The organism is Dysgonomonas sp., assembly GCF_035323175.1.
GTDB lineage: Bacteria > Bacteroidota > Bacteroidia > Bacteroidales > Dysgonomonadaceae > Dysgonomonas.
In genome coordinates, this window is record NZ_DAOKYH010000005.1 from 107,493 (window position 1) to 125,518 (window position 18,026).

Here is an 18,026-nt window from a genome sequence, read left to right on the forward strand (position 1 = left end):
GCTAAACAGATTATGAACCAGCCTTTTGAAAAACCTTTTACATTCGACAGGACCATCCGTATGCTCATTAGTGTTATTGCAATAGGAGGAGCTTTATATTTTCTGTATATTTTGAAGGATGTTTTGCTACCCTTTCTTATTGCGTGGCTATTGGCGTATATGCTAAATCCTTTGGTTCGATTCTATCAAAAAAGATTGAGGTTGGCTCACTCTTTGGCTGTTGTTCTAACGCTTCTCTCTGTGGCCGGTTTTATTACTCTATTGGGTTTTATATTAGTTCCGCTTATAGAGAATGAAATATGGCAAATAAATGGTCTTATCGCTACTTATGATTTGTCTTCTATCAGTCACGATGGCATTCCTATGAGTATTGCAGATATATTTTCACGTTATGTAGATTTTAAAGAAATACAAGATAGTTTATCCAGAGACAATCTGATAGAAATTGTTCAATATCTGAGTCCTGCTGTTGAAGCGATATTCTCCAATACGATTTCTTTCTTAGTTGGTCTTACTGTCGTTTTTATCGTCCTTTTGTATTTAATATTTATTCTTCTCGATTATGATAAAATAAACGAATTGTGGAGATACCTTATTCCTCCAAAATATCGTCCTGTCGTAAATCGCATTACTTTGGATGTGGAGACCAGCATGAATAAATACTTCAGACATCAGGCCTTTATCTGTGTGATTCTTGCTATTCTGTATGCTACGGGATTTCAGCTTATCGGATTACCGTTGGCTATTATGTTCGGTATTATTGTAGGGCTTGTGCACATGATTCCATATTTGCAGGTTATCACCTTCCCTCCTGCAATATTGCTTTGCTGGTTGCGAGCTTCACAGACAAACGATAGCTTTTGGATGATGCTCGGACTAGTCGCACTTATATATATTATTGTTCAGTGTATCATGGATTTATTTCTTGTGCCTCGCATAATGGGTAAGGCGATGGGATTGAATCCTGCGATCATTCTCCTTTCACTTTCGGTGTGGGGATCATTACTCGGTATCGTGGGAATGATTATCGCAATACCTCTTACAACTTTACTTTTGTCATACTATAAAGAATTTATAGCTTCCGCAGAAAGGATACAGGCAGAAGAGAATGCAAAGCACAATATCCCTACCAATGAAACTTGATAGGTGTAGATTTTTTTGTACTTTTATGCTCCAATTTGAAAAATATAAAAGAAACTAACTATAATGCAATTAACAGCGAAATTGATTCAAGTGATGCCTGTACAAACGGGTATGGGTAAGAACGGAGAGTGGAGAAAACAGAGTATAATACTGGAAACAGACGGAATGTACCCTAAAAAAGTATGTGTTACATTGTGGGGTGATAAAATTAACGAGTCTGTTTTACAGGTTGGCAATATTCTCGATGTATCGTTCGATATAGAAAGCCGTGAGTATAACGGCAACTGGTATACAGACCTTCGTGCATGGAAGGTTGATCCGGCAGGAGCAGGTGCTCCTGAAAGCCCTCAGGGAGGATACGGTGCTGCACCCCAACAATCGGCTCCTTCTACACCTGTAGATTTTAGTAGCGGTGGCGATGGTGACGACCTGCCATTCTAAGTAGAAATATAGAATATATATAATTTAAGTGTGTAAAAGCTTGTTATCCATTTTGGATAAGGCTTTTACACATTTTTTTGTGTATGAAAGTCATATTTTATTCTTATCTTATTTTTTTTAATGGTCTTTAAATTAATAGAATAGCAAAATAGAACTGTGCTAAAAAGTCATATGACGAGATTTAACTATCTTTTACATATTTATTCTTTATATCTTCGTTAGTATAAAACGTTAAAGAACTTGCTTATGAAACACAAACAAACTTCTCTACGATGGATAACCCTGTATCTCCTATTGTTTATAATTATGTCTGCCTGTAGCTCCGATCATGAAGTGTACGGTGATGAGCCGAAAACTGTAGAACCCCTGACTGTAGTTGAAGCAAAAGGCTTGTATGAGCAATATATTGGAAATACGGCTCGGCTTAAAAGTCAAAGAGAGAATGGAGAAGAAATAATACTATCTCCGGAGTGGGATTCAGGGTTATTATTCAGTGACAGTACATGGTCGGTGGTTGAATTTTCTTTTGATGGTAAGGGGCGTAAAACAATCTACTTTATGACAGAGGAAACAATGGAATCTGTAATAGACAAAGATGATATAAGTGCTGTCAGGAATGTATTACGGCTAGTAGTTATGCGTAATCATGTAACAGGAGAAAACTATATATTTAATATGGTCGTTATTCCTGAATTGAATTATATGAAAAAGAGAGGGGATTTTGATGAATGTAGATATTTGCAGGGTTTATATGACCTCGATGGAACGGTATTATATTTTAATGCTGATGGGGATTTTGTAAATGGATGGATATACCGTAATGGAAGAATAGTAGAAAGTATATTACAAGGACGTGATTTTTCTGGACAGAAAACAAAATCTTCTACATGCTATACATATGTAAGAGCGACTTCGGATGGTGGTTATGAAGTGGAGATTGTTTGTGGCAGAAAACCCATAGACAATGAGACAGTTGAAGATGATATGGGAGGTGGAGGTCTTGGGCCTGTAGACATTGGAAACCCCAGTGTAGGTCCTATAAATACAGGTGGAGGAGGCTCTTCGGGAACAGGCACGAGCACTAGTGGTAAAAACCCCGAAAAACGTACAGACTGTACCGATAAAGCTTCTCAAAACTCACAAAAAGCACAGGGTGCCTTAGGTAATATAGCGGTTAAATCGCAAATAGAATCGTTGCGTATAAACGCCAAGACTAACAGTGCGACCGAATATGGGGTAGGTATCAGTTACGACCCCGGATTTGGGACTTACAGTATTACCGGAGGAAAGGTATGGCAGGGTACGCCGGGAACGAATAATACCGGTATAGGGGCTTCTCGGTATACCGTGTTTACAGCTCATACCCATTATACAGGCCTGAATGCCGCGCCATCCTGCGGGGATGTCATTGCCACTGTCGGATTTTATAAGAGTGCGAGAGAGCAGGGAGGCAGCTATAAGGGAACAGTGACCTTTGCTGCTGATGGTAAGGAATATATGATTTATGTAAACGACCCTTCCGCACTAGAGAGGTTTTATAATGGATTTACAAACAATGACTTCTATGAGCGAGGGGGTAAAAATGGAGATGAGTTTAAAAATGAGTCAGAATGGGCAAAAGCGTATAAAGTGGCAAAAGAGTATATGGAAGATAAAGGTTATTCCCAAAATGACGCGCAATCATACGCTTTGTCCCATATTCTTGACCAATACAATACAGGACTGAAAATATCATCCCGCCAAGGTGCCATAGGTGAATTTAAGGAACAGAAAACCGATACGCAAGGTACCGGAAAGAATACAAAGTACACTCCTAAAATATGTCCATAATTATGAAAAAGATTTTATTATTTATACTGTTATTAACGGCTACATTGTATGCAGACGCGCAGTGTACCCAGCCTTATAAGGCGTTTAATCAGTTTGCCAACGATACTACGGCATTTCTGCGTTATAATTTTAAGACGCGAGCCGATTGTTATAAAGGAAAAAAGGTGGCAGATGTACTGAAAGATTTGCAGCTAACGCCAAAGATGTTTATATCTGAGCCTTCCACACGAGTAAATAAATATGCAGGTATTTGTATATATGTTAGTAATACCACTATGTTAGATATTCTTCAGTATCCAGGGCGTAAAACCCAGAGCATATATATATATTGGCCTGATTTAATGGATGATACTGAAAAAACAAAATTGCGCAGAACCTATGATAATGGAGGAGCATGGATTCAGCAATACTATGATTTCTTTAAGAACATGATTGTGGGTGAGGTGAAATATTAATAGATAAGTGCGGCAGGGCTTCGGCTCTGTCTATATCTCCATAATTATGAAAAAGCAAATAATATTTCTAATCACTTTCATAATTTCTTTCTCCAGTTTCAGCCAGAAAGTTTCTAGATTAAGTAATGATTTTAAAATATTGGAAGGTACATGGGTCGCTACATCCGGTAATAAATCGTATGAAATAGCATTTGTAAAAGGGACAATTTATGAAAAGGATATGAAAATAACTTTGGAATCAATTTTTGGTTCAATAAAGTATCTTGAAAATAATAAGGTAATAAAAACCACAGATATAAATGATTTGAAGTCTATTGCTTTAGCCGTATTCTCTAGGGATGATGATCGAAAATTTGAAATTAGTTATAGTGAAAAAGACAATAATGCAGTAATTTATGGAAAAGTGTATTTTGATATAAGCGCTGATGGGAAAACGGCACATTGGTATATGTTAAGAAAGAATCCAATATTGGAGTCCACTAAGGATAATTTTGATATCCCTAAAGAGTTGGTTTTTACAAAGAAGCCAGTAACCAAAAGCCAGAGTAATGATCAGGTTATCCCGCATTTCGAATTTCCTGAAAAATAATAATTTTCTTTATAAAGAAATAAGAGTAGAGGTAAATTCTATTCTTAATTTACAGATAGATTATGAAAAAGCTGACTATTTTAATTTTATTAGTTACAGCAAGTATTGCAAGCAAATCACAAAGCGACCTACCTTATAAAGCATTATCTGCATTTAGTAACGATACCACGGCATTTCTGCGTTATAATTTTAAGACGCGAGCCGATTGCTATAAAGGAAAGACCGTGGCGGATGTACTGAAGGATTTGCAATTAACGCCAAAAATGTTTATATCTAAGTCTTCCACACGAGTAAATAAATATGCAGGTATTCGTATATACGTTAGTAATACTACTCTGCTGGATATTCTTCAAAATCCGGGGCGTAAAACCCAGGATATATATATATATTGGCCTGATTTAATGGATAGTACTGAAGTAACTAGATTAATCAGAAAGTATAAAGATACTGATGTCTGGGTTCAGGAATATTATGATTTCTTTAAGAACATGATTGTGGGTGAGGTGAAATATTAATAGATAAGTGCGGCAGGGCTTCGGCTCTGTCTATATCTCCATAATTATGAAAAAGCAAATAATATTTCTAATCACTTTCATAATTTCTTTCTCCAGTTTCAGCCAGAAAGTTTCTAGATTAAGTAATGATTTTAAAATATTGGAAGGTACATGGGTCGCTACATCCGGTAATAAATCGTATGAAATAGCATTTGTAAAAGGGACAATTTATGAAAAGGATATGAAAATAACTTTGGAATCAATTTTTGGTTCAATAAAGTATCTTGAAAATAATAAGGTAATAAAAACCACAGATATAAATAGCTTGGAATCTATCCAATTACAAGTATTTCATAAAGACGAGGGTCTGAAATTTGAAGTTCGTTATAACGAAACCGATGATAATAAAGTAATTCATGGGAAGACCTATTTTGATGTAAGCACTGATGGGAAAACGGCACATTGGTATATGTTAAGGAAGATTTCAGGATTGAACTCCACGAAGGATAATTTTGACATACCTAAAGAATTGATCTTTATCAGGAAGCCACTAACCAAAAGCCAAATTGGAGAACAGGCTATGCCACATTTTGAATTTCCTGAAAAATAAGAGTTTGATTTATAAAGAAATAAGAGAACGACCTATTCGCAATTTCAAACCTTTTACATTGCATGATACCATTAATATCTAAAATAATACCTTGATTTATAAGCGGGCTATAAACTATAATCCTCAAACAGACTACGGTATGGATGTTGATATACCTTATATATATTTTTCCGTATGGAAACAGAGTATGGGATAAGGCTTATTTAGAATAATATAGTATTTTTAGTCTTAAAAAAGGTTTGCTAATTCTTTGTCTGTCAAAAAATAAATCATATCTTTGCACCTCGTTTATAAACAATTAAATAATTACTATGTATTTAGATTCAGCTAAAAAGCAAGAACTCTTCGCAAAGTACGGAAAGTCTAACACTGATACTGGCTCACCAGAGGCTCAGATAGCATTGTTTTCATACCGTATTTCGCATTTGACTGAACACTTGAAGTCAAATAAGAAGGACTATAACACAGAAAGATCACTTAAACGCCTTGTAGGTAAACGTCGTCGTTTACTTGATTATCTTACTGCAAATGATATTGAAAGATATCGTGCGATAATCAAAGAACTAGGTATCAGAAAGTAATTCTTTCCAGCGAAATTTTAAAGAGATTGTTTCATCCGATTCAATCTCTTTTTATTTTTGTGTGCTCTGGACGAATTTTCTCTATTATTTTGATGAAAAAATATCTAATATTGTAATACGTTCTGTAATCGGTATAAAAAGTAACACCTAAAATAAGGGACAAAAAGTGTCACTTTTGCCACCTTTTGGGGAATAAAGTTCGAACAGCATAAATTATTTAATTGAAATGGATAAGCTTACGATTATAAAAGTTGGAGGTAAGATTGTAGAAGAAGAACAATCTTTACGTCAGTTATTGAAAGATTTTTCTCTGATAGAAGGTTACAAAGTACTTGTGCATGGGGGAGGGCGTTCTGCTACCAAACTAGCAGAGAAACTAGGTATAGAGAGCCGCATGGTAAATGGAAGGCGTGTAACTGATCGAGATACATTAGAGATTGTAACAATGGTATACGGAGGCCTTGTAAATAAAAATATTGTTGCCGGGCTGCAAGCTCTAGGAGTAAATGCCTTAGGCCTTACCGGTGCTGATATGAACATCATACGATCGGAAAAACGACCGGTGAAAGAGGTTGATTATGGCTTTGTCGGTGATGTGAAAGAGGTAAATGCTGAAACATTGTCTTCGCTTATCCAACAAGGAATAGTGCCTATTCTTGCCCCGCTGACTCACGATAAAGAAGGAAATATACTAAATACCAATGCTGATACTATAGCCGGAGAAACAGCGAAGGCTTTAGCTCTTAAGTTTGATGTAACCCTTATTTATTGCTTCGAAAAGAAGGGTGTACTCATGAATGAAAATGATGATGAGAGTGTGATTCGTGACATAAATAAAGCTACGTTTGAGCAATTGGTTAAAGATGGAATTGTACAAGGAGGAATGATCCCCAAATTAGAAAATGCCTTTCAGGCGATAGAAAAAGGAGTGAAAGAAGTGATTATTACAAGTGCATCCGAATTTGGAGAAAATACGGGTACACGAATTTGCTAATGCATCAGCTGTATTCATTCTAAAACCAAAACTAAAGGGACTTTTATTTGATTACTCTAGTAGAATATAGTAAAAAAAAGTATATTTGTTTTGATCTTATTCAATTTACAAACTTAATTAATTAACTTATGAAAATGATCGTTAGAACGACCTTGATTGTGGCTGCAATTTTGCTTACTATCGGAGTAAATGCTCAAGACAAACCTTTGACTTTTGGAGTAAAGGCCGGAATGAATATTTCTAACTTTAGCGGAGACTTTCAAGATACAAAAGCAAAGATTGGATTTAATGCCGGGGTAACATTGGACTTCGCTTTAACTAACGATCTTTATTTACTTACCGGCTTGGAGTTTACATCAAAAGGTGCAAAAGTAAATGAGGATACTAATCTAAAAATGAACTTGTCTTATCTACAATTGCCTGTTCATGCGGGATATAGACTAACTGTAGCAAACGGCACGCGTATTGTTTTTCATGCAGGACCATATATAGCTTATGCTGCAGATGGTAAATGGAAAGTGAAAGGAGTAGAAGATGGTGTAGGGGTTTTTGGTGATGAAGCAGAAGCGGCAGGTCTAAAGATGAAAAGATTTGATTTCGGATTAGGTTTTGGCGTTGGTGCTGAGTTTGGTAAGTTTAATGCGGGAGTTAATTGTGATTTCGGCTTAGTAAATATTGCTGATTTTGGAATGATTGATCTTGAAGATTTGGGTAAATTGGATGCTAGCAGCGTATCAGTGAAAAATATGAATGTGGGTATTTCTCTTGGATACAAGTTTTAATAAACTATACCCATTATATACACAAATAAGCCCGATAAAATCGGGCTTATTCTTTTTATTTCAATAGATATTCTTTAAACTCTTCAAATGTTTTTCCCATACTGATGCTTTTCTTTTCACCTTTCATAAAGGCTTGCAATTTTTCCGGTATGGCAACCGATTTCTCGATAATGGCTTCTACCGTTTCCAGAAATTTTGCAGGATGAGCCGTTTCTAAAAAAACGCCCGTTTCGTCTGCTGCAAGTGAGTCCTCTAGTGCTGAATATCCACATGCCCCATGGGGATCAAGTAGATAGCCTGTTTTTTCGTATGTATCTTTCACCACTTTCCTGATTGTATCATCATCATACCATTCTCCGGTAATTTCTTTTTTTATCTTGTTCCAAGAATGTTCGTAAAGATCAAGTACACGTACAAAGTTACTGGGATCACCTACATCCATTGCATTTGCTATAGTCTGTACAGATGGGCGAGGATTGTATTTTCCTGTTTGTAGATATTCATAGAAAATATCATTACTGTTATTTGCTGCAATAAATCGCCTTACAGGCAATCCCATGCGTTTGGCTATAAGTCCTGCCGTAATATTGCCAAAATTGCCGCTAGGGACGCAAAAAACGATATCCTCGGCCTTTTCTTGCTTCTTCAGCTGAGCGTAAGCATTAAAGTAATAAAACGCTTGCGGAAGGAAGCGAGCGACATTGATCGAATTAGCAGACGTGAGATTTAGCTTTTTATTTAGTTCATCGTCTAAAAAAGCTGTTTTAACCAGAGCCTGACAGTCATCGAAAGTGCCATCTATCTCAATGGCTGTTATGTTTTGTCCCAGTGTGGTAAACTGACATTCTTGTATCGCACTTACTTTTCCTTTGGGATACAGTACATATACATGTATTCCGTCAACGCCTAAAAATCCGTTTGCAACCGCACTACCCGTATCTCCCGATGTGGCAACAAGGACTTTTACATCCTTTTGACCTTGTTTTTTGATAAAATATCCTAGCAGGCGAGCCATAAATCGACCTCCTACATCTTTGAAAGCGAGGGTAGGGCCATGAAATAGCTCGAGGCTGTATATATTATCATTTACATGTACAACTGGCGTATCGAAGCTTAGCGTGTCATATACTATTTCTTTCAACGTTTCGGACTCTATATCTTCGCCAAAAAACGCATCGGCTACGGTATACGCTATTTCCTGAAAGCTCATATTGCCAATATTATCGTAAAAAGATTGTGGCAATATCTTTATTTTTTCAGGCATATAGAGCCCTTTATCGGGGGCCAAACCTTTTACTACCGCTTCCTGTAAACTGACATCAGGAGCAAGTTTATTTGTACTATAATATTTCATATTCATCAGGTTAATGAAAGGCGAAAGTAATAAAATGAAAGGAAAGAATCAATTAAAAGATTTTTTTATTTGTAAAAGGACTATAAATAGGTTAATTTGTATTGATAAAAAAAGCTGTGGCTAATCACTGCTTCTTCTTATTCTTTCTTTATCTATTTTCTTAAAAGGGTTAGTATAGAATAGCTCGAACCTGTCTTATAACGCACGTCCCTTAAATACATTCGAATCTTCTTCGTGATAAAGGCTTCCGCGGAAACTTATTCTATTACTGTTGAAATTAGGGGTTACTACCGCATCACATTTATTGTCTCCTTTATATATTCTGATGAAGACATTCGCTGACACTCCTATGCCCTGCACCATCATGCTGAATGTAACAACTCCTTTCTTATCGGTTTCCATCTTTACGCTCGAAACCCTTCCATCTACAGTAATTCCACCTATTCCGTTTGGACCTGCATACGGTGAGTTGAATGCCATTTGGATAGTTGCTTTGTCTCCATTCATGGATATGAAATTGGTATTAGGTGTTACATAGGCAAAATTTCCATGTTTAAAGTCAATTCTGTCTGCCTCTAATACAAACTTCCTCTCATTTAAAGCCTGGATTGCTTTTTCCCCCCAATAAGCTCTTTCACTGTCTGCTGCTGCCTTTTGTGCAGGATCCTGCTGTGTTTTACACCCTGTGAAAAACAACATGCTTGTAACTAAGATAAATACAATTTTTCTCATAGCATTTCTTTATAATAATTATATAACGCTATAGAATAAAATTAAGTTTTGTCTTTTTGAAATAATCACTCCCAATCTATATTAATTTAAGATTATTGCCTAAGTTATTAATATAGAATGATCTGTTTATTCCTGTCGATTTTTATTTGCAGTCTTCTCTCGACTTCTGACCTAAATACCCGCCATGATGACGTTTTGCATAGTCAACCTTCGTAAACCCTATTCTTTTCATGGTTCCCACTACAAGGATATCTCCTATAACGGTCATTACTGTCGTTGAGGTAGTTGGCGTTAAACCTAGGGTGCAGACCTCCTCAGGGCGTCCTGTGTGAATAAATACGTCTGCCTTCTGAGCAAGCAGGCTTTCCGAATCACTGGTTATGACAATAAATTTTATGCCCGGAATCAGATCTTTTGCCAATGTAATAAGCTCAATTATTTCTCTTGTCTTCCCCGAGTTGGAGATAGCTAATACAATATCATTTTCTTGTAGGATACCTAAATCTCCATGTTGAGCCTCGCTTGGATGTAGAAATACAGCCGGTGTTCCGGTCGAACTGAATGTCGTGGCAATATTCTGCGCTATCTGTCCGGCTTTGCCCATACCGCTTGTCACAAGCTTGCCTTTTTTCTGATTAACTTGTTCTACAATAAGGTCTATGGCTCTACTATATGCATCGCTGATAGGAATATTCAATATCGCAGAAGACTCATGTTCTAAAATAGAGCGTATTTCGTTTGTATCCATTTAAATTTTTTTTTGCCAAAGATACAATATTATCCCGACTTTTTACAATAAGTGCTCAGGCTGATTATAAGCCCAATTTTACAATTTAAAATAAGAAAGCATGGATAATATCCATGCTTTCTTCTCTATGTTTTTACTTACCGGAAAGAATCCAAGAAAGGGTATCTTAGTTTGTCTTGAATTTAAACTGAATTTTTGACAAGTCTTCGTTTGCCTTTTCAATTTTTCCTTTCAGATTTTCTTTGTAAGCAACCAGCTTATTGTACAAGGCTTCGTCGCCTGTGGCAATCATCTGCAATGCAAGAATTCCCGCATTTAATGAACCATTTATACCTACAGTAGCAACCGGTATTCCCGGAGGCATTTGTACGATAGCCAGCAACGCATCCATACCATCTAGCGAAGCATCGATAGGAACTCCGATTACGGGAATCGGTGTCATAGATGCAATCACCCCGGGTAAATGGGCAGCCATACCGGCAGCAGCGATAATTACTTTTATCCCTCTCTCTTTTGCTCCCTTAGCGAAAGCTTCTACACGTTCGGGAGTACGGTGTGCAGACAAAGCGTTGATTTCGAATGGAACTTCCATCTCGTCAAAAAACTTTGCTGCTTTTTCCATTACGGGAAGGTCTGATGTACTTCCCATAATTATACTTATAACAGGTTTCATTTTTTATTATTTACCAATTAAGTTTTTGTAATCAGAAGCAGAAAGCAATGTATCTAATTCAGAAGCATCGCTTACCGCTATTTTAATAATCCATCCTTTTCCGTATGGATCTTCATTTATTAGTTCGGGTTTTTCTTCCAATTCAGCATTTACCTCCAAAACTTCTCCGGATACAGGCATCAAAAGGTCAGAGACTGTTTTCACAGCTTCTACACTTCCGAATACACCGTTTTGTTCTATAGTTTCACCTTCGCTGGTTACATCAACATATACGATTTCGCCCAACTCACTCTGAGCAAATTCGGTGATACCTACAAGGGCAGTGTCGCCTTCTACTTTTATCCATTCGTGGTCTTTGGAATACTTCAAATTCTCAGGAAAGTTCATAATTCTTTTATTTTTAGTTTATATATTATAAGTTTCTCAGAAACAAAATCAAACTCCAGTATGTGCCGATATATACCCACAGATAGGAAACAACCGATCCGATCAGAAAACCCACATATACCTGTGCCGGAGTACTTCTGTTGAGCATCAGACGCGATACCCCTAAACACCCTGCTAAGATAAACAAAATCATGAATAAAACAGGTAGGTTGAGTCCTTTTATATTGTAGCAAACTGACAAGATGCAACCAATCATTCCCCCTATGGCTATCATATACGCGCTTATCTTCCAAAATCGTGAAATAATAGCATATATAACCAGCAATATTAAAGGAGTCAGGATAACGGCAAGGAACCAGATATACAATTTGGCAGAGAAGAAATAATAGAACAAAAGGACATAAGAGAGGAAGAATACACTGAGAGGTAAAATCCACTCGCTCCTGTTGTCCAGATGATAATCCTTGATAACATGTGTCAATCGCAGGAAGTAAATACCCGAAACCGGAATAATGCACGAGAAAAAGATTACAGGAGTCATGAATCTTATAAACTGATTGGCAAAAAGGAATGTAAAATCAGTAGATAAAAAGATAATAGCCACACTGTATATAACCATGAAAACAGGATTCAGCACAAACGAAATTATTTGTGGTAGAATAGGCTCTTTCTCTTGTGGTGGACTGTATATAATAGATGCTCTCTGCTCTATATGGTTATTTTCTTCAACTAACGTGTACTCCTTTTCTTCTTTCATATTTCTTTTCTTAGTCGGGCGACAGGCAGATTCATCTGTTCCCTATATTTTGCTACAGTACGGCGTGCTATGATGTATCCTCGTTCGTTTAATATTTCTGATAGCTTATCGTCTGTCAAAGGTTTCTTTTTATCCTCATTTTCGATACATTCCTTTAGAATTGCTTTTACCTCACGGGAAGAGATTTCCTCTCCTGTGTCGGTTTGCATAGACTCCGAAAAGAAATACTTCAACGGGTATATTCCAAAGCTTGTTTGCACGTACTTGCTGTTACTAACCCGAGAGATTGTAGATATGTCATAGCCGGTTCGCTGCGCAACATCTTTTAGTATCATGGGTTTCAGCTGCGATTCGTCTCCCGTAAGGAAGAAGTCATATTGCATATCCATTATTGCTTGCATAGTCCGTTGTAGAGTATCTTGCCGCTGTTTGATGGCATCGATAAACCAACGGGCTGAGTCTAGCTTTTGCTTTACAAATAATACTGTATTCTTACTGTCGAGAGACATACTTTCTTTGTTGTCCGAAAAACCTTTAAAAAGTTCAGAGTATTCGCGGCTGACTCTCAGATCGGGTATATTTCGGTTATTCAAACTCAGAAAAAGTTCACCTCCATACGAGTCTATCGTAAAATCGGGTACAATCGTGCTGAGAGTAATAGATAACGAATCGCCCCAATTATTTCCCGGCTTGGGGTTCAGAGTTGTGATTTCCTGAATCACTTCTTTGAGTATCTCTTCGTCTATATTCAGTTGTCTGATGATTTTATCATAATGCCTTTTGGTAAATTCATCGAAAAGGTTGGTTATGATATTTATTGCATAATCTACAATCTCTGATTTGTCTTTTCTACCGAGCTGTAGCAGCAAGCATTCTTGTAGATTGCGTGCAGCAATTCCCGCAGGTTCAAAGTCTTGAATAACTTTAAGTATCTCCTCAAGCCTTGAAACGGGGATATCTATATTTTGCTGAAAAATGAGGTCATCCGAGATTGCCGATAAAGAGCGGTCGAGATAGCCGCTTTCGTCAATGTTGCCGATTATATATTCTGCTACCTTTTGGTTTTCATCACTCAATTCACATTCGCCGAGTTGTTCGATAAGGTATTCATGTAGAGATGCTGCTACTGAAAACGGAATTTCTTCTTGTTTTCCTACTCCTTGCCTGTTGTTGTCGCGGAGTTGGTAATCAGGTATTTCGTCTTCGTTCATGTAGTCGCCTAGCGTGAGGTCTTCCTGCGAGATATTTGTATCGTCCTCCGAACCATATTCATCTTCATATTCGGAGTTGTCGTTGGGTTCGAGCCCTTCTTCCAACGCAGGATTTTCTTCGAGCTCCTGTTTTATTCGTTCTTCCAATTCAAGTACAGGCAATTCGGTTAGTTTTATAACCTGCATCTGCATAGGCGAAAGCTTCTGCTGTTGTTTGAGCTGTAATTGTTGTTTTAGAGCCATAAATACTACTGAATTCTATTAAAACAAAGATAATAATAAAAACAATATTACATTATCGATAGTTTTCTATATAGTAAGAATTCACAATCTCTGCCAATATTTTCCATTTTTCTATTTTCTGATCCAAAGTCATTCTTGCATTCGCCGAACTGGGAGAGGGCAGGGTGATAAATTTCTTTTTTGTATCGAAACCTACATATTTTTTATAAAATTCTTCCGCTTTTTTACTGGTGAAAAATACGTATTCGATCTGAGGATATTCTTTGAAAAATTTCTTGAAATTGTTAGGCTTTTCATTTTTGATGCTGCTGTCTAAGCTTCCCTTTCCTTCGCACGATTCGAGGACATCCCATATTGCTATATTCTTCTTTATCAGGAAATCGCTTTTTTCTTTGTAGCTATCCGGTAACTCTTCCCCGAAGAGGGTGAAAATTATTCTCCAAAACTGATTGCTTTTGTGCCCGTATCTTTCTTGTTTGCGTAAAGATTCCTCGCTCGGCATTGTTCCAAGAATCAATACCTTGCAATCTTTATTTACGATAGGGTCAAATGCAATTTTTCTCATATCTCATTATTTTATGCCATGCATCATTTTCAGTAATCTTCTGGAGAGGAAGAAAAGAATGACCGACGCTGCTCCTGCCATGAATACGAATAACATGAAGAAGTCGTAAAGATTTGATATCTGATAGCCTATGAATGTTTTTGGATTTTCCAATTGTTGCTTTTCCAAACTCTGCTGTACTTCAGTCTTCAGATTCTCATTTTCTATTTTAGAAAATGTTATTCGATCGAATGGAATAACCGCTGTCCCGTCTTTTTGAGTTACCAACTCCTTAAAATCTTCAGGTAATAAAGTTAATGAATTTTCTTTTTCTACCGATTGTACCAACGAAAGCTCGATAATTGGCTCAGGATAATAACTGCTTAATGTCCCTGCAAACTTATTTGCTGCAGCCGTACTCAAATACCAAACAGCCATAAGCAGCGAAGCAAATCGGAGTGGAGCCAGCTTGTTTACCATTGATAATCCTATAGGCGATAAGCATAACTCTCCGAAGGTATGTATAACATAGAGGCTGATAAGCCATAGCATACTTACTTTTACTCCCGGAGCGAGCCCTTTTACTCCAAAAGCGATAATCAAATATCCTAATGCTAATAGAAATAAGCCGATAGCCTGTTTAATAGGCGATGCCGGCTCTTTTCCTCGTTTGCCCAGCTTTGTCCATAAAAACACGAACACAGGGGCAAAAACAATGATGGAAAGAGCATTTATTGCCTGAAAGTAGGATGTAGGAACAGTCCAGTTGAATAGTTGAATATGTCTTTCGGTCTGTTCTTCGGCAAAATAGGTAAGAGATGCTCCGGCCTGTTCGAAGGCAGCCCAGAAGAAAATTACGAAAAATGCGATGATATATATTACCCAGATACGTGACTGCTCTATTTTTGTAAGTGAAGAGTCTGAAATAATATATCCGGGTGCTGCGACAGCTATAGAGAAAATGATAGCTCCGATAATATCTGTTTCGAGAACAGAATAAAGCAGGAAGAATAATAAAATCCACACCATCCCCCAGATTATTATCTGTCTCGCATTCCCTTTTTTGTTTTTTGTTTCAGAGAAGTCGGATTCTTTTACTTTTGTCTTCAGTAGGTCTTTGTTGTTTGGGATCACCCCGATGGCCTCTCCTGATGGAGTTACCAGATATTTATTCTTGAAAAAGATGAAAACTACGATACCTAAAAGCATGCCTATACATCCTGCAAGAAAACCCCATTTGAAGTCGGACGGATGTCCCGTATCACCGAAGAAACCGCAAACTAATGGTGCAAAGAACGAGCCTACATTTACTCCCATATAGAATATCGTATATGCCGAATCTTTGCGACTATCTCCCGGCTCGTATAGTTGGCCAACCATCGAAGACATATTTGGTTTAAAAAAGCCGTTGCCTAAGATGAGGAATCCCAATCCCGAGAACATTAACATGGTGGCTATGTCTATACTCTCGAGGAAACTGCCCGATAGAAACAATAAAAATTGTCCGATAGCCATCAGCGAAGCCCCTACGATTATAGAGCGTCTGTTGCCCCAATAACGGTCGGCGATATAGCCTCCAATGAGGGGGGTGAGATAAACAAGCCCTGTGTAGCTTCCGTATATCTGCCCGCTATATGCTTTGTCGAACAATAATGCGTTGAGCATATATAGAGAAAATAATGCCCGCATGCCGTAATAGCTGAAGCGTTCCCACATTTCGGTCGCAAATATGAGATAGATACCTTTAGGATGCCCTTTGGCTGAAGCGGCTAATTCTGTCTCAGAATTCATGGATAGTCTAAAATTAAAAATGATTATTATTAAAATGAATAGACCCGGATTTTTGTTTATCCGGGTCTAATTCTTTATTTCTTTATGTTTGGTAATTCAAGCCCGTAGCCCTTTGCCTTATCCTCTCGTTTGAGTAATATGGCGACTATAAGTGCCAATATCCCAAAGGAGGTGAATATTATCATGGGTAGGGTATAGTCGTATGTGAAACTTCCATCAGGTCGCTGTCCTGTAACACAATACTTTTCTAATACTTTTCCGATCAGGTAAGGAACACCCATTAATCCCCAGTTTTGTACCCAGAAAATCAACGCATAAGCTGTACCCAATTTATTTTCAGGAATTATTTTAGGTACAGATGGCCACATAGCTGAAGGCACAAGTGAAAATGCAATACCTAACAATACCATCAAGGCTGTTGCAAACCACCATACATTAAGGAATGGAATAGCAAATAAGAAATGGACAACGATAAGCAAAATAGCGCCTATCATCATTATAGATGCGCCTTTTCCTTTTTTGTCATATACACCTCCAAAGAACGGAGTTAAGAATATTGCTCCAAGTGGAAGTATTGCCGGAATGTTTCCTGCAAATTCAGGCTCCACGTTGTACTTGTTTATCATAAGGTCAACAGCATACTTCAGGAATGGAAATACTGCCGAGTAGAAGAGTACACATAATAATGCTATTAACCAGAAGCCTCTGTTTTTTACAATATACAGAATATCTGATGCTTTGAAAGGATCTTCCTGGCTTTCGCTTGTCTGAGCAATTGAAGCATCGAGCTTTCTGTCCATTACGCTGAATACGAGAAATGCGATTAATCCGATACAAAGTAAAACAAGTCCGAATAAGATAGGTGCAGAAATACTATTGAAATATTTAGCAATAGGTATAGCTCCCGATAAAGCCAAGGTTGTTCCTATACGTGCAACCGATACTTGCAGACCCATTGCCAGAGCCATTTCATAGCCTTTAAACCATCTTACAATTATTTTAGTGACAGTAATACCGGCGATTTCGACTCCCATGCCAAATATTGCAAATCCAATACTTGCCACCATAACCTGGGAGCTAATCCCGAAGATAGAACCCTCGAAAGTTTTTCCATAAGCTACTGCGTAGTATTTCAGGGCACAGCCAACAACCATTAGTATGCATGCTCCCAGACCGGTAAAACGCACTCCCATTTTATCGAGAATAATACCTCCGAAAATAAGCATAAGCAAAAATACATTGAACCATCCGTATGCACTGGTGAAAAATCCGTAGTCAGAACTATCCCATCCTAGCTGGCTTTCAAGCATTGGTTTCAATGGAGCCATAACGTCAGTAATGAAATAGCCACAAAACATAGTGAGGGCAACAACTCCCAATACGGTCCATCGGGCTGCTTTGGAGTCACTCAATTTTTGCCTTAGTATTTCGGTCATAATTAATTGATTTTTGAGTAATAAATATTCGGTTTTTGATTTTTTTTGTGCAAAAGTATCGAAAAGAATTATAATAAAGTGGCAATCTGCTAAAAAACATAGGTTAAAACTAGTTAGCAAGTCAGTCTTTTAGTACTTACACAAGGTGCGAAAAGGAGGGAGGGTGTAACTTATCTTTCGTAATGGGCTACTTATTATCCAAAAAATGTATCTTTGTTTCTAAAAATAAAA

20 protein-coding genes are annotated in these 18,026 nt (G+C 37.5%); 10 read left to right on the top strand and 10 right to left on the bottom strand.

Annotation, left to right across the window (positions count from 1 at the left end):
• Positions 1-12: 12 nt before the first annotated feature.
• From PKC55_RS08505 to PKC55_RS08550, 10 genes are all read left to right on the top strand, one after another.
• The gene (locus PKC55_RS08505) at positions 13-1,143 is read left to right on the top strand and encodes an AI-2E family transporter (RefSeq protein ID WP_135105360.1); all 1,131 of its coding nucleotides are present in this window, start codon (positions 13-15) and stop codon (positions 1,141-1,143) included.
• A gap of 63 nt (positions 1,144-1,206) precedes the next feature.
• A complete protein-coding gene (locus PKC55_RS08510) occupies positions 1,207-1,584 on the top strand; it encodes a DUF3127 domain-containing protein (RefSeq protein WP_324372650.1) in 378 nt (125 codons plus the stop codon).
• A gap of 246 nt (positions 1,585-1,830) precedes the next feature.
• Positions 1,831-3,414 carry a hypothetical protein gene (locus PKC55_RS08515; protein WP_283685558.1) on the top strand — a complete coding sequence of 528 codons (1,584 nt, stop codon included), beginning with the start codon at positions 1,831-1,833 and terminating at the stop codon, positions 3,412-3,414.
• A gap of 2 nt (positions 3,415-3,416) precedes the next feature.
• Complete coding sequence (locus tag PKC55_RS08520; RefSeq protein ID WP_283685557.1) at positions 3,417-3,869, top strand: hypothetical protein; 453 nt, start codon at positions 3,417-3,419, stop codon at positions 3,867-3,869.
• A 46-nt stretch (positions 3,870-3,915) separates the two neighbouring features.
• On the top strand, positions 3,916-4,458 hold the full coding sequence (locus PKC55_RS08525; protein ID WP_324372653.1) for a DUF6705 family protein: 543 nt from the start codon (positions 3,916-3,918) through the stop codon (positions 4,456-4,458).
• A gap of 62 nt (positions 4,459-4,520) precedes the next feature.
• Positions 4,521-4,973, top strand: a complete 453-nt coding sequence (locus PKC55_RS08530) for a hypothetical protein (protein WP_324372655.1) — start codon at positions 4,521-4,523, stop codon at positions 4,971-4,973.
• 46 nt (positions 4,974-5,019) lie between these two features.
• Positions 5,020-5,562: a DUF6705 family protein gene (locus PKC55_RS08535; RefSeq protein ID WP_283685556.1), complete on the top strand. Its 543-nt coding sequence runs from the start codon at positions 5,020-5,022 to the stop codon at positions 5,560-5,562.
• Between the two features lie 311 nt (positions 5,563-5,873).
• Positions 5,874-6,143, top strand: a complete 270-nt coding sequence (rpsO, locus tag PKC55_RS08540) for a 30S ribosomal protein S15 (protein WP_006841625.1) — start codon at positions 5,874-5,876, stop codon at positions 6,141-6,143.
• 226 nt (positions 6,144-6,369) lie between these two features.
• Positions 6,370-7,137 carry an acetylglutamate kinase gene (argB, locus tag PKC55_RS08545; RefSeq protein WP_283685555.1) on the top strand — a complete coding sequence of 256 codons (768 nt, stop codon included), beginning with the start codon at positions 6,370-6,372 and terminating at the stop codon, positions 7,135-7,137.
• A gap of 128 nt (positions 7,138-7,265) precedes the next feature.
• Positions 7,266-7,919, top strand: a complete 654-nt coding sequence (locus PKC55_RS08550) for a porin family protein (protein ID WP_283685554.1) — start codon at positions 7,266-7,268, stop codon at positions 7,917-7,919.
• A gap of 55 nt (positions 7,920-7,974) precedes the next feature.
• Here the strand turns inward: PKC55_RS08550 and thrC are convergent, their stop codons facing one another.
• From thrC to PKC55_RS08600, 10 genes are all read right to left on the bottom strand, one after another.
• Positions 7,975-9,273: a threonine synthase gene (gene thrC, locus PKC55_RS08555; RefSeq protein ID WP_324372659.1), complete on the bottom strand. Its 1,299-nt coding sequence runs from the start codon at positions 9,271-9,273 to the stop codon at positions 7,975-7,977.
• Positions 9,274-9,468: 195 nt separating this feature from the next.
• On the bottom strand, positions 9,469-10,005 hold the full coding sequence (locus PKC55_RS08560; RefSeq protein WP_283685552.1) for a DUF4251 domain-containing protein: 537 nt from the start codon (positions 10,003-10,005) through the stop codon (positions 9,469-9,471).
• A 142-nt stretch (positions 10,006-10,147) separates the two neighbouring features.
• A complete protein-coding gene (locus PKC55_RS08565; protein WP_006841631.1) occupies positions 10,148-10,753 on the bottom strand; it encodes an SIS domain-containing protein in 606 nt (201 codons plus the stop codon).
• A gap of 166 nt (positions 10,754-10,919) precedes the next feature.
• Complete coding sequence (gene purE, locus PKC55_RS08570; RefSeq protein WP_006841632.1) at positions 10,920-11,426, bottom strand: 5-(carboxyamino)imidazole ribonucleotide mutase; 507 nt, start codon at positions 11,424-11,426, stop codon at positions 10,920-10,922.
• Between the two features lie 6 nt (positions 11,427-11,432).
• Complete coding sequence (gene gcvH, locus PKC55_RS08575) at positions 11,433-11,813, bottom strand: glycine cleavage system protein GcvH (protein ID WP_135105369.1); 381 nt, start codon at positions 11,811-11,813, stop codon at positions 11,433-11,435.
• 25 nt (positions 11,814-11,838) lie between these two features.
• The gene (locus tag PKC55_RS08580; protein WP_324372663.1) at positions 11,839-12,570 is read right to left on the bottom strand and encodes a hypothetical protein; all 732 of its coding nucleotides are present in this window, start codon (positions 12,568-12,570) and stop codon (positions 11,839-11,841) included.
• Positions 12,567-14,024 carry an RNA polymerase factor sigma-54 gene (gene rpoN, locus PKC55_RS08585; RefSeq protein WP_324372665.1) on the bottom strand — a complete coding sequence of 486 codons (1,458 nt, stop codon included), beginning with the start codon at positions 14,022-14,024 and terminating at the stop codon, positions 12,567-12,569. Before rpoN ends, PKC55_RS08580 begins: the two co-directional genes overlap by 4 nt.
• 52 nt (positions 14,025-14,076) lie before the next feature.
• Positions 14,077-14,589, bottom strand: coding sequence for a DNA-deoxyinosine glycosylase (locus tag PKC55_RS08590; RefSeq protein ID WP_291126151.1), 513 nt, complete (start codon positions 14,587-14,589; stop codon positions 14,077-14,079).
• A gap of 6 nt (positions 14,590-14,595) precedes the next feature.
• Positions 14,596-16,359, bottom strand: coding sequence for a peptide MFS transporter (locus PKC55_RS08595; protein WP_291126149.1), 1,764 nt, complete (start codon positions 16,357-16,359; stop codon positions 14,596-14,598).
• 74 nt (positions 16,360-16,433) lie between these two features.
• Positions 16,434-17,795: an MFS transporter gene (locus tag PKC55_RS08600; RefSeq protein ID WP_283685547.1), complete on the bottom strand. Its 1,362-nt coding sequence runs from the start codon at positions 17,793-17,795 to the stop codon at positions 16,434-16,436.
• Between the last annotated feature and the right edge of the window lie 231 nt (positions 17,796-18,026).

Coding starts and splice junctions, on each gene's coding strand:
- PKC55_RS08535 (WP_283685556.1), top strand. CDS start 5,020: ATGAAAAAGCAAATAATATTTCTAATCACTTTCATAATTTCTTTCTCC.
- PKC55_RS08580 (WP_324372663.1), bottom strand. CDS start 12,570: ATGAAAGAAGAAAAGGAGTACACGTTAGTTGAAGAAAATAACCATATA.
- PKC55_RS08520 (WP_283685557.1), top strand. CDS start 3,417: ATGAAAAAGATTTTATTATTTATACTGTTATTAACGGCTACATTGTAT.
- PKC55_RS08530 (WP_324372655.1), top strand. CDS start 4,521: ATGAAAAAGCTGACTATTTTAATTTTATTAGTTACAGCAAGTATTGCA.
- rpsO (WP_006841625.1), top strand. CDS start 5,874: ATGTATTTAGATTCAGCTAAAAAGCAAGAACTCTTCGCAAAGTACGGA.
- thrC (WP_324372659.1), bottom strand. CDS start 9,273: ATGAAATATTATAGTACAAATAAACTTGCTCCTGATGTCAGTTTACAG.
- PKC55_RS08565 (WP_006841631.1), bottom strand. CDS start 10,753: ATGGATACAAACGAAATACGCTCTATTTTAGAACATGAGTCTTCTGCG.
- gcvH (WP_135105369.1), bottom strand. CDS start 11,813: ATGAACTTTCCTGAGAATTTGAAGTATTCCAAAGACCACGAATGGATA.
- purE (WP_006841632.1), bottom strand. CDS start 11,426: ATGAAACCTGTTATAAGTATAATTATGGGAAGTACATCAGACCTTCCC.
- PKC55_RS08595 (WP_291126149.1), bottom strand. CDS start 16,359: ATGAATTCTGAGACAGAATTAGCCGCTTCAGCCAAAGGGCATCCTAAA.
- PKC55_RS08550 (WP_283685554.1), top strand. CDS start 7,266: ATGAAAATGATCGTTAGAACGACCTTGATTGTGGCTGCAATTTTGCTT.
- PKC55_RS08560 (WP_283685552.1), bottom strand. CDS start 10,005: ATGAGAAAAATTGTATTTATCTTAGTTACAAGCATGTTGTTTTTCACA.
- argB (WP_283685555.1), top strand. CDS start 6,370: ATGGATAAGCTTACGATTATAAAAGTTGGAGGTAAGATTGTAGAAGAA.
- PKC55_RS08525 (WP_324372653.1), top strand. CDS start 3,916: ATGAAAAAGCAAATAATATTTCTAATCACTTTCATAATTTCTTTCTCC.
- rpoN (WP_324372665.1), bottom strand. CDS start 14,024: ATGGCTCTAAAACAACAATTACAGCTCAAACAACAGCAGAAGCTTTCG.
- PKC55_RS08600 (WP_283685547.1), bottom strand. CDS start 17,795: ATGACCGAAATACTAAGGCAAAAATTGAGTGACTCCAAAGCAGCCCGA.
- PKC55_RS08590 (WP_291126151.1), bottom strand. CDS start 14,589: ATGAGAAAAATTGCATTTGACCCTATCGTAAATAAAGATTGCAAGGTA.
- PKC55_RS08510 (WP_324372650.1), top strand. CDS start 1,207: ATGCAATTAACAGCGAAATTGATTCAAGTGATGCCTGTACAAACGGGT.
- PKC55_RS08515 (WP_283685558.1), top strand. CDS start 1,831: ATGAAACACAAACAAACTTCTCTACGATGGATAACCCTGTATCTCCTA.
- PKC55_RS08505 (WP_135105360.1), top strand. CDS start 13: ATGAACCAGCCTTTTGAAAAACCTTTTACATTCGACAGGACCATCCGT.